The sequence below is a fragment of the Neisseria sp. Marseille-Q2251 genome (assembly GCF_940793045.1).
GTDB lineage: Bacteria > Pseudomonadota > Gammaproteobacteria > Burkholderiales > Neisseriaceae > Neisseria.
Genome location: NZ_CALNWV010000061.1, coordinates 1 through 10,139, shown reverse-complemented (window position 1 = coordinate 10,139; position 10,139 = coordinate 1). Strand labels below are relative to the sequence as shown.

Sequence of the window (10,139 nt, the reverse complement as noted above, 5' to 3'; positions counted from 1 at the left end):
TCAAAATCCCAAGGTATTGAAGATCAACGAAAGCTTTGTCACGGTATCGTGTGAAACGACCGAAAGCACCTGCGAAGACAAGACGCAGCATTTCGCCAATACGGACAAATCATGCAAGATATTTGAGTCTTGAGGCATCGATAGCAAAAGGTCGTCTGAAACCTAAATCTCAGAGCTTTCAGACGACCTCGTTTTTATCTGCAACCTGCCTCCTCTCCCGTCCGGCGGGAGAGGGCTGGGGAGAGGGGGGTGCTATGGGTTGTACAAATTTGATTTGACCTAAAATCACAAAGCCACCCCCATCCTAACCTTCCCCCGCCCGACGGGGGAAGGGACAGATTGCTGTTGCTGCAATGAGTAGCGTGGGCTTTGCCCGCGAAACGAATGCCGAAATGGATACCCATTCGGCTGTTGTCTGATTTGAATTTTCAGGTGGTAGATTTCGTGGGCAAAGCCCACGCTACTTGGGTTATCCCAAGCCTGTATTGATTGAATAAACGAGGTCGTCTGAAAAAATCGGGAACGAGTTTATCCAAAACTCGAATCTCGGAGTTTTCAGACGACCTCGTTTTTATCTGCAACCTGCCTCCTCTCCCGTCCGGCGGGAGAGGGCCGGGGAGAGGGTGGCTCTACGGGTTGTCCGAATTTGATTTGACCTAAAATCGCAAAGCCACCCCCATCCTAACCTTCCCCCGCCGGACGGGGGAAGGGACAGGTTGCTGTTGCTGCAACGGGTAGCGTGGGCTTTGCCCGCGAGATAAATGCCGAAATGGATGCCCATTCGGCTGTTGTCTGATTTGAATTGTCAGATGGTAGATTTCGTGGGCAAAGCCCACGCTACTTGGGTTATCTCAAGTCTGTTTTGATTGAATAAAAGGTCGTCTGAAAAAATCGGGAACGAGTTTCTCCAAAACTCAAACCTCAGAGTTTTCAGACGATCTCGTTTTTATCTGTAACCTGCCCCCTCTCCCGTTCGGCGGGAGAGGGCTGAGGAGAGGGTGGCTCTACGGGTTGTACAAATTTGATTTGACCTAAAGTCGCAAAGCCACCCCCATCCTAACCTTCCCCCGCCGGACGGGGGAAGGGACAGATTGCTGTTGCTGCAACGAATTGCGCAGGGCGGTTTACTGCTTTATTTCTTATCCCCTTTTTCGGGACGTACCCAGCCTTCAATCACGGTTTGGCGGGCGCGGGAGAGGGCGAGTTTGTTGTCTTCGACGTTTTTGGTAATCGTGCTGCCTGCGCCCGTGGTTACTTTGTTGCCGAGTGTGACGGGTGCGACTAGGACGCAGTTTGAACCGATGCGGACTTCGTCGCCGATGACGGTTTTGTGTTTGTTCACGCCGTCGTAGTTGGCAATGATCGTGCCTGCGCCGAAGTTGGTTTTGCTGCCGACTTCGGCGTCGCCGATGTAGGTGAGGTGGTTGGCTTTGGTGCCTTTGCCGATGGCGGCGTTTTTGATTTCGACGAAGTTGCCGACGTGTACGTCGTCTGAAAGGCGGGCTTGCGGACGCAGGCGGGCGTAGGGGCCGATTTGGTTGTTTTGTCCGACTTCGCAGTCTTCTAGGTGGGAGAAGGGGGCGATTTTGCTGTTTGCGCCGATTTTGGCGTTTTTGATGACGCAGTTTGCGCCGATTTCGACGTTGTCGCCGATTTCGATGTCGCCTTCGAGGACGACGTTGACGTCAATTACGACATCTTGTCCGTGTTTCAGACGACCCCTTAAGTCGAAGCGGGCGGGGTCGCGCAGGGTGACGCCTGCTTTGAGCAAGGCTTGCGCCTGTTCGGTTTGGAAGATGCGTTCGAGTTCGGCGAGCTGGAGTTTGTTGTTCACGCCGGCGGCGAGGTGGGAGGCGCGCACTTGGACGGGATGGACTTTGATGCCGTCGGCAACGGCTTTGGCGATGAGGTCGGTCAGGTAGTATTCGCCTTGGGCGTTGTTACTGGAGAGGGTGTCCAGCCAGTTTTCGAGTTTGGCGTTGGGCAGGACGAGGATGCCTGTGTTGATTTCGCGGACGGCTTTTTGGGCGGCGTCGGCGTCTTTTTCTTCGACGATGGCGGTTACGCTGCCTTGGCTGTCGCGGATGATGCGGCCTAAGCCTGTCGGGTCGGCGGGAACGTCGGTCAACAGTCCGACTTCGCTGCCTGCGGCTTCGAGCAGGGTTTCGAGGGTGGCAGTGTCAATCAGGGGAACGTCGCCGTACAGCACCAGCGTGCGGCCTTCGGCGGCAAGGTGGGGCAGGGCGGTTTTGACGGCGTGGCCGGTGCCGAGTTGTTCGGTTTGTTCGACCCAGACGACGTCGCGTTTGACGGTGTCCAAAACTTGGTCTTTGCCGTGTCCGATGACGACGCAGATGTTTTGGGGATTCAGGGCGGCGGCGGTGTCGATAACGCGCTCGACCATGGGCTTGCCGCCGATGCGGTGCAGCACTTTGGGCATTTGGGAATACATGCGCGTGCCTTTGCCGGCGGCGAGGATGACAATGTTGAGGGGTGTGGCGGACATGATGGACTTTCTCGAATGCAATGTTGATGAAGGGAGTATTTAGGGGTCGTCTGAACGGGGTTTTGGGGTTTCAGACGACCTTTTTATTTGGGTTTGGCGTGCGGACGTTTGGAGATTATGGTTTGTTGGGTTTGGGGGTGAACCGGTAAGAGTCGGCATGGCTGCCATGTTCCAAGCGGTCGAGTGTGGTCGGTTTCAGGGGCGTGCGCGCGGATGTATCGGCGGGACGGCTGTCGAAGTCGTAGCGGTCTGTGGTGCAGCCGCTCAGGATGGCGGCGGTAACGAAAATCAGGGCGAGGGAACGCATGGTTTTCTCCTTGTGAAGAACGGCAGATGTGGGACGAACGGGATGGCGGTTATGTTTGAGGTCGTCTGAAACGGAAAAAACGGTTTCAGACGACCTCTGCGGGCGGATTATTCCTCAGTTTGGGTTTCGGGCGCGGTTTGTCCGGCGCCTTGGGGTTTGTTCCATGTCGTGCCGCGTACGTTTTCTTGGTCGCCGTGCAGCGGTTTGAGGGTGCGGCGTTCGGGGCGGTATTGGTTGTAACGCATATCGCGGGAGTAGGTGCCGTCTTCGTAATAGATGCGCGTGCCTTTTTCGTATTTGGGGCGCAGGGAGGTGTGGCCGGATTCGTTTTGGTAGGTTTCCCAGGTACAGCCGGTCAGGGCGGCTGCGGCGGCGAGGATGAGGGCGGTGTATCGCATGATGGTTGTCCTTGTGGTCGGGCGGCTTGGTGCCGTTGTTCAAACCCGATATTGTAAAGGTTTCAGACGAGTGCCGACAGTTTTTCGGCACATTCGGCGAGCGCCTGCATATCTTTTGCAACGGCGTCGGTAAAGGGCAGGGGATGGGCTTTGCTGCCGAACCATATGGTTTTCATGCCCAGCTCTTTGGCTTGATGCAGGTTGTCCGCGCTGTCGTCGATCATGATGCACTGTTCGGGCGTGGCGTCGAGCAGGCGGCAGACGGTCAGGTAGGCTTGCGGGTCGGGCTTGTAGCGCAGCCCGAAGTCGTCCGTGCCGAAGAGTGCGTCAAAACGGTTTTCCAAACCCAATGCCCCGATGATGGCGCGGACGTAAAACGAAGGGCCGTTGGAAAAAACGGCTTTGCGTCCTTTCAGACGACCTAAAACGCTTTCGGTTCCCTCCATGCCCTCCAATTTTGCCAAGATTTGCGCGATGGGATGGCTTTCGCGCAGAAACTCGCGGATGTCGATTTCGGGATGGTGGATTTGCAGGCCGGCAAGCGTCGCGCCGTATCGGTGCCAATAGTCCTGACGCAGGTCGGATGCCGCTTCTTCGGAGAGCTTGAGGCGTTGCGCCATGTAGTCGGTCATGGCGCGGTTGATGATATAGAAAATGCCTGCATCGGCGTTGTGCAGCGTGTTGTCGAGGTCAAAGAGCCAAACGGGGGAAAGGTTCATGTCGTGTGTTGGTGCGGATTTTGTTATGATGTTTCGTATTTTACCCGTACAAAGGTTAGAGAATGAAACTGAAATTATCCGCCCTCGCCCTCTTGCTGGCTTCGGCAAACTTATCCGCCCAGACTGAAGTGCGCCTTGCCGTACACAAATCCTTCAGCCTGCCCCAATCCGCCATCGCGCAGTTTGAAAAAGCCAACGATGCCAAAGTCTCCGTCATCAAAGCGGGCAGCGGCAACGAAATGCTCAACAAACTGATTCTCAGCAAGGCAAACCCGATTGCCGACGCGGTTTACGGTTTGGACAACGCCAACATCGGCAAAGCGCGCGAAGCAGGCATATTGGCGGCGGCGCAGCCCAAATCCGCACCCGTTTCAGCGGGGATGCCCGTTATCGCGGCGGTCAATTACGGCTACGTTACCCTCAACTACGACAAAAAATGGTTTGAACAGAAAAAACTGCCGCTGCCCAAAACCTTGCAGGACCTGACCCGCCCCGAATATAAAAACCTGCTGGTGACGCCCTCGCCCGCCACCTCCTCGCCCGGACTTGCCTTCCTGATGGCGAACATCGGCAGCATGGGTGAAGAGGGCGCGTTCAAATGGTGGGCGCAGATGCGTCAAAACGGCGTGAAAGTTGCCAAAGGCTGGAGTGAAGCCTATTACACCGACTTCACCCAAAACGGCGGCGCGTATCCGCTCGTCGTCAGCTACGCCGCCAGCCCCGCCGCCGAAGTCCACTACTCCAAAGGCAAATACAGCGTGCCGCCGACCGGCAACCTCTTCCTCAAAGGCGGCGTGTTCCGCCAAGTCGAAGGCGCGGCAGTCTTGAAAGGCGCGAAACAGCCCGAACTGGCGGCGAAACTCGTACAGTGGCTGCAAAGCGGCGAAGTGCAAAAAGCCCTGCCGACCGAAATGTGGGTCTATCCCGCCGTGAAAAACACGCCGCTGCCCAAAGTGTTCGAGTTCGCCCAAGCACCGAAACAAACCGACTCGCCCAGCCGCAACGACATCGACACCAAACAGAAACAATGGGTCAGCCGCTGGACGAAGACCGTGTTAAGGTAAGCGGAGGTGTAGGAAATCGTCGCGTTGTTTACACTTTTTCTACGGCGGACAGCTTTTGTTTTTGCTTGAATGATTCTTAGGCAGCTATCCGGAATTATCAAGAACAGAGCGGGTTTCCCGTGTCTATCGACATTCTTGACAATGCCGGATAGCTGCTCAAACGGGTCTTCAAGCAAAAGCAAAAAGTGTAAACAACACTGTTGATTTCTACAGGAAACCCAAAAACGGCTTCAACCGTATCGAAACCGTGTTTTCAGACGACCCCTTACCGTTTCGTTTTGAATGAAGGAATCCCATGAAGCCCCTACTTTACGCCTTCACGCTGACCGCACTGGGCGGCTGCTTCTACACCGAAACCCCATACGGGCGCACCGCCGTCCTCGACCTGCCCGTCCATTCCCAAACCACCATTAATAAAACCGTTACCGTCAACGCCCCGCCGGGAACGACCGTCATTTATCAAGACAGCGAGCCGGTCCACCGCTACGGCTATCCCTACCCGCCTTACCCGCGCCCGTATCCCGCGCGTCGGGTTTACCGGTATTGAAAAATGTCTGTGAAAGCGATCTATGAAAAACTGACCCAGTTGCCTACCATCATCGGTCTGGATAATGAAGTCCTGTTGATTGAGGAGCTTCAAAAAAGCGAGATAGAAGACATCAGGCAAAATCTGGACAACTTCTTGTCTATATTGGATGACCTGCAGATTTCGCATCAAAGTGACGGCATATTCGGCGTGACGCCTGAGAACAAGCACATTTTTTTCGGTTTTGTTTTTTGGCTTCAGTCCGTTCAAAATAAAATTGGAATGGATATAAGCCGATACGCCGATGGGTTTGATACGGATTTCAGCTGCAATTTGACCATATAAGGACGGATAAAAACCGTATTCCTTATCGGCACGCTGTTTCAGACGACCTCTTTCTAAATCACGGCACTTTGTCCGTCCCGACTTTCTTACAGTGTCTTCCCGCCGTTTTTTCCCGTAAAATAATGCCTTTAACTCACGATACTTGTTTTCAGACGACCCGTCCCCACCGTAGAGCTCGTCTGAAATCCACTCTATCTCAATCAAAACAATACAATGATTCAAAAAATATTCTCATGGTTCGAATCCCGAATCGACCCCTATCCCGAAGCCGCCCCGAAAACGCCTGAAAAAGGGCTGTGGCGGTTTGTCTGGAGCAATATCGAAGGCTTGCGCAAATGGATTGCCGTTTTGGCGGTGTTTACCGCCGGTATCGGCATTATGGAAGCCCTGTTGTTTCAATTTATGGGCAAAGTCGTGGACTGGCTCGGCAAATACACGCCTGCAACTCTGTTTGACGAAAAAGGCTGGGCGTTGACGGCGATGGCGGGAATGATGGTGTTTTTCGCCCTCTGGACCTTCCTTGCTTCCAACGTGCGCCTGCAAACCCTGCAAGGCGTGTTTCCCATGCGCCTGCGCTGGAATTTCCACCGCCTGATGCTGGGGCAAAGCCTCGGTTTCTATCAGGACGAATTTGCCGGCCGCGTGTCCGCCAAAGTCATGCAGACCGCGCTGGCGATGCGCGACGTGGTGATGACGGTTGCCGACATGGTTGTGTATGTGCTGGTGTATTTCATCACGTCCGGCGTGATTTTGATTTCGTTCGACAGCTGGCTGCTGCTGCCCTTTATCGGCTGGATTATCGGCTTTGCCTTAGTGATGCGCTTCCTGATTCCCAAGCTCGGGAAAACCGCCGCGCGTCAGGCGGATGCGCGCTCGCTGATGACCGGCCGCATTACCGATGCCTATTCCAACATCACCACCGTCAAACTCTTCTCCCACGGCGCGCGCGAAGCGGCTTACGCCAAGCAGTCGATGGAAGAATTTATGGTTACGGTACACGCCCAAATGCGTTTGGCGACGCTTCTGCACACATGCAGCTTCATCGTCAACAGCTCGCTGACCGCCGGTACGACCGCGCTGGGCATCTGGCTTTGGTATCACGGACAAGTCGGCGTCGGCGCAGTTGCCACCGCCACCGCGATGGCGTTGCGTGTCAACGGTTTGTCGCAATACATCATGTGGGAATCCGCCCGATTGTTTGAAAACATCGGCACCGTCGGCGACGGCATGGCGACCCTGTCCAAACCGCACACCATTCTCGACAAGCCGAACGCCCTGCCGCTGAAAGTATCACAAGGCGAAATAAAGTTCGAACACGTCGATTTCTCCTACGAAGCCGGCAAACCGCTGCTCAACGGCTTCAACCTCACCATCCGCCCGGGCGAAAAAGTCGGCTTGATCGGACGCAGCGGCGCGGGCAAATCCACCATCGTCAACCTGCTTTTGCGCTTTTACGAACCGCAAAGCGGCACGATCTCGATTGACGGGCAAAACGTCGACAGCGTAATCCAAGAAAGCCTGCGCGCCCAAATCGGTTTGGTTACGCAAGACACCTCGCTGCTGCACCGTTCCGTGCGCGACAACATCGTTTACGGCCGCCCAGATGCGACCGACGCCGAAATGATTTCCGCCGCCGAACGCGCCGAAGCCGCCGATTTCATCCCCAACCTTTCCGACGCCAAAGGGCGGCGCGGCTATGACGCCCACGTCGGCGAACGCGGCGTGAAACTTTCCGGCGGCCAGCGCCAACGCATCGCCATCGCCCGCGTCATGCTCAAAGACGCGCCGATTCTGCTGCTCGACGAAGCCACCAGCGCGCTCGACTCCGAAGTCGAAGCCGCCATCCAAGAAAGCCTCGACAAAATGATGGACGGCAAAACCGTCATCGCCATCGCCCACCGCCTCTCCACCATCGCCGCGATGGACAGGCTCATCGTCTTGGACAAAGGCCGCATCATCGAAGAAGGCAGTCACACCGAGTTGCTCGAGAAACAAGGCCTCTACGCCAAACTCTGGGCGCACCAAAGCGGCGGTTTCCTCAGCGAACACGTTGATTGGGAACATAATTGAACGTTTGAAGTAAGACAAAAGGTCGTCTGAAAATCCGGTTTTGAATTTCAGACGACCTCAGTGCAAAATCATCTCGACAGGGCGCAAGATTGCGCCCTTCTTTTTTGGGTATAAATTGCAAATCTGACTGAAGGATGGAAAGGTCGTCTGAAACCGAAAATCAGGTTTCAGACGACCTTTTTTGATTTCGGCATAACGATGCGCTAAACTTCCTGCTCGTGCCGCCTGACAGGCGGATGGCAGATTGCCCCTGTTCTCCTGATTCCGCCTGTTTTCATGAGCAAGCGGACAACAGGTTTCTGCCGCTTTACCGCAGCCGAGCCGATAAAAACACGACGGAGCGCATACCGCGACCAGTTTCGCGCCGTTCGGCTGAATATATGTTCCAAACCAAAAATCCATCTATAAAGGTCGTCTGAAAATGAAACCATTGCTGATTCAAACACTGCGCACTACGCTGACTGCGTCTGTCGTACTCATGCTCGCTGCCTGTTCGAGCCATAATTCCGACAAATCGGACAACAAGCCGCATACCCAGACCGCGAATACCGCCAAGCCCAAAGCCGTGGTCGCCCTTGCGCTTGGTGGCGGCGCATCCAAAGGCTTTGCCCATATCGGCATTATCAAAGTCTTGAAAGAAAACAATATTCCCGTCAAAGTCGTGACCGGCACATCCGCAGGCTCCATCGTCGGCAGCCTGTACGCTTCAGGCATGTCGCCCGACCGCCTCGAACTCGAAGCCGAAATTTTGGGCAAAACCGACTTGGTTGACTTGACCCTCTCCACCAGCGGCTTCATCAAAGGCGAAAAACTGCAAAATTACATCAACTACAAAGTCGGCAACCGCCCCATCCAACAATTTCCGATCAAATTCGCCGCCGTCGCCACCGATTTTGAAAGCGGCAAAGCCGTCGCCTTCAATAGGGGCAACGTCGGACAGGCAGTCCGCGCATCCGCTTCCATCCCCAACGTGTTCCAGCCCACCTTGATTGGCGGCCGCCGATACGTGGACGGCGGTCTGTCGCAACCCGTTCCCGTCAGCGCGGCTAAAAAACAAGGTGCCAATTTCATTATCGCCGTCGATATTTCCGCCCGTCCGGTGAAAAACGTCAACAAAAGCTTCTTCTCATATCTCGACCAAACGTTCAACGTCATGAGCATTCCGCTGCTCCAACATGAATTGGGTCAGGCAAACGTCGTGATCAAACCGAAAGTGTTGGAGATGGGTTCTATCGGCGGTTTCGACCAAAAACAACGCGCCATCCAACTGGGTGAGGAAGCCGCCCGCGCCGCCCTGCCGGAAATCAAGCGCAAACTCGCCGCCTATCAATATTAACCAACAGCCTACCGCAGCAAAAAGGTCGTCTGAAAACACAGTTTCAGCTTTCAGACGACCTCTAATATAGTGGATTAACAAAAATCAGGACAAGGCGACGAAGCCGCAGACAGTACAGATAGTACGGAACCGATTCACTTGGTGCTTCAGCACCTTAGAGAATCGTTCGCTTTGAGCTAAGGCGAGGCAACGCCGTACTGGTTTAAAGTTAATCCACTATACATCGCGGGACAGCATCAAAGGATGTTTTATGAACAACAAACTCATCGCCTTGATATTAATCGGCGTTTCGCTGAACGCAGCGGCAGACACTGCGGAAGACAATTTGATGAACGCGCGTTCCGCCTACCGCGCCGCCCTGAAGCAGCAAACCGGCAACGACAGCAAAATCATTTCCCTGCAAAGCGACCTTGAAGACGCGCAATACCGCCTGCAAAAAGCCCAAGCCGACATCGTCCGCTTGCAGGGCGAGCTTCAGGCGGCAATGAATGTGAAAAGCCAGCAGGCGGAAACCTTGAGGCAGGCTGGGCAGCAGCTCGATGCCGCGTGGGGCGCCGTGTACGGGCCGGGCGGAACCAAAGCAGTGCGGTAAACGGTTTGCTGCTTCGATGGATAGAGACCTTTGCAAAATTCCCCAAAATCCCCTAAATTCCCACCAAGACATTTAGGGGATTTTCCATGAGCACCTTCTTCCAGCAAACCGCACAAGCCATGATCGCCAAACACATCGACCGCTTCCCGCTATTGAAGTTGGATCAGGTGATTGATTGGCAGCCGATCGAACAATACCTGAATCGTCAAAGAACCCGTTACCTTAGAGACCACCGCGGCCGTCCCGCCTATCCCCTGTTGTCCATGTTCAAAGCCG

At 54.8% G+C, this 10,139-nt stretch carries 10 protein-coding genes and 1 pseudogene; 7 read left to right on the top strand and 4 right to left on the bottom strand.

The window, feature by feature from the left end:
• Nucleotides 1-1,132: 1,132 nt before the first annotated feature.
• The 4 genes from glmU to AAG834_RS13030 all read right to left on the bottom strand — a co-directional run bounded on the left by glmU (nucleotide 1,133) and on the right by AAG834_RS13030 (nucleotide 3,930).
• On the bottom strand, nucleotides 1,133-2,506 hold the full coding sequence (gene glmU, locus AAG834_RS13045; RefSeq protein WP_342032385.1) for a bifunctional UDP-N-acetylglucosamine diphosphorylase/glucosamine-1-phosphate N-acetyltransferase GlmU: 1,374 nt from the start codon (nucleotides 2,504-2,506) through the stop codon (nucleotides 1,133-1,135).
• Nucleotides 2,507-2,621: 115 nt separating this feature from the next.
• Nucleotides 2,622-2,813 (bottom strand): hypothetical protein, encoded by a 192-nt coding sequence (locus AAG834_RS13040; protein WP_080613582.1) that lies wholly within the window; start codon nucleotides 2,811-2,813, stop codon nucleotides 2,622-2,624.
• Nucleotides 2,814-2,920: 107 nt separating this feature from the next.
• Complete coding sequence (locus tag AAG834_RS13035; protein WP_039410312.1) at nucleotides 2,921-3,211, bottom strand: hypothetical protein; 291 nt, start codon at nucleotides 3,209-3,211, stop codon at nucleotides 2,921-2,923.
• Nucleotides 3,212-3,273: 62 nt separating this feature from the next.
• Nucleotides 3,274-3,930 carry a pyrimidine 5'-nucleotidase gene (locus AAG834_RS13030; RefSeq protein WP_342032384.1) on the bottom strand — a complete coding sequence of 219 codons (657 nt, stop codon included), beginning with the start codon at nucleotides 3,928-3,930 and terminating at the stop codon, nucleotides 3,274-3,276.
• 62 nt (nucleotides 3,931-3,992) lie between these two features.
• Here AAG834_RS13030 and AAG834_RS13025 point away from each other — a divergent pair, with 62 nt between their 5' ends.
• The 7 genes and pseudogenes from AAG834_RS13025 to AAG834_RS12995 all read left to right on the top strand — a co-directional run.
• Complete coding sequence (locus AAG834_RS13025) at nucleotides 3,993-4,994, top strand: thiamine ABC transporter substrate-binding protein (RefSeq protein ID WP_342032383.1); 1,002 nt, start codon at nucleotides 3,993-3,995, stop codon at nucleotides 4,992-4,994.
• Nucleotides 4,995-5,289: 295 nt separating this feature from the next.
• The gene (locus AAG834_RS13020) at nucleotides 5,290-5,541 is read left to right on the top strand and encodes a methionine-binding protein (RefSeq protein WP_342032382.1); all 252 of its coding nucleotides are present in this window, start codon (nucleotides 5,290-5,292) and stop codon (nucleotides 5,539-5,541) included.
• A gap of 3 nt (nucleotides 5,542-5,544) precedes the next feature.
• Nucleotides 5,545-5,865, top strand: a complete 321-nt coding sequence (locus tag AAG834_RS13015; RefSeq protein WP_342032381.1) for a hypothetical protein — start codon at nucleotides 5,545-5,547, stop codon at nucleotides 5,863-5,865.
• A 213-nt stretch (nucleotides 5,866-6,078) separates the two neighbouring features.
• Nucleotides 6,079-7,935: an ABC transporter ATP-binding protein gene (locus tag AAG834_RS13010; RefSeq protein WP_342032380.1), complete on the top strand. Its 1,857-nt coding sequence runs from the start codon at nucleotides 6,079-6,081 to the stop codon at nucleotides 7,933-7,935.
• Between the two features lie 421 nt (nucleotides 7,936-8,356).
• Entirely contained in the window at nucleotides 8,357-9,271 is a 915-nt protein-coding gene (locus tag AAG834_RS13005; protein ID WP_342032379.1) for a patatin-like phospholipase family protein, read from the top strand.
• 250 nt (nucleotides 9,272-9,521) lie between these two features.
• Entirely contained in the window at nucleotides 9,522-9,863 is a 342-nt protein-coding gene (locus AAG834_RS13000) for a hypothetical protein (RefSeq protein ID WP_342032378.1), read from the top strand.
• 86 nt (nucleotides 9,864-9,949) lie between these two features.
• Nucleotides 9,950-10,139, top strand: a pseudogene (locus AAG834_RS12995) (IS5/IS1182 family transposase); the annotation flags it as partial.

What these genes read in the sequence shown, in the direction of transcription:
- glmU (WP_342032385.1), bottom strand. Translation starts at nt 2,506, where the DNA reads ATGTCCGCCACACCCCTCAACATTGTCATCCTCGCCGCCGGCAAAGGC.
- AAG834_RS13040 (WP_080613582.1), bottom strand. Translation starts at nt 2,813, where the DNA reads ATGCGTTCCCTCGCCCTGATTTTCGTTACCGCCGCCATCCTGAGCGGC.
- AAG834_RS13035 (WP_039410312.1), bottom strand. Translation starts at nt 3,211, where the DNA reads ATGCGATACACCGCCCTCATCCTCGCCGCCGCAGCCGCCCTGACCGGC.
- AAG834_RS13030 (WP_342032384.1), bottom strand. Translation starts at nt 3,930, where the DNA reads ATGAACCTTTCCCCCGTTTGGCTCTTTGACCTCGACAACACGCTGCAC.
- AAG834_RS13025 (WP_342032383.1), top strand. Translation starts at nt 3,993, where the DNA reads ATGAAACTGAAATTATCCGCCCTCGCCCTCTTGCTGGCTTCGGCAAAC.
- AAG834_RS13020 (WP_342032382.1), top strand. Translation starts at nt 5,290, where the DNA reads ATGAAGCCCCTACTTTACGCCTTCACGCTGACCGCACTGGGCGGCTGC.
- AAG834_RS13015 (WP_342032381.1), top strand. Translation starts at nt 5,545, where the DNA reads ATGTCTGTGAAAGCGATCTATGAAAAACTGACCCAGTTGCCTACCATC.
- AAG834_RS13010 (WP_342032380.1), top strand. Translation starts at nt 6,079, where the DNA reads ATGATTCAAAAAATATTCTCATGGTTCGAATCCCGAATCGACCCCTAT.
- AAG834_RS13005 (WP_342032379.1), top strand. Translation starts at nt 8,357, where the DNA reads ATGAAACCATTGCTGATTCAAACACTGCGCACTACGCTGACTGCGTCT.
- AAG834_RS13000 (WP_342032378.1), top strand. Translation starts at nt 9,522, where the DNA reads ATGAACAACAAACTCATCGCCTTGATATTAATCGGCGTTTCGCTGAAC.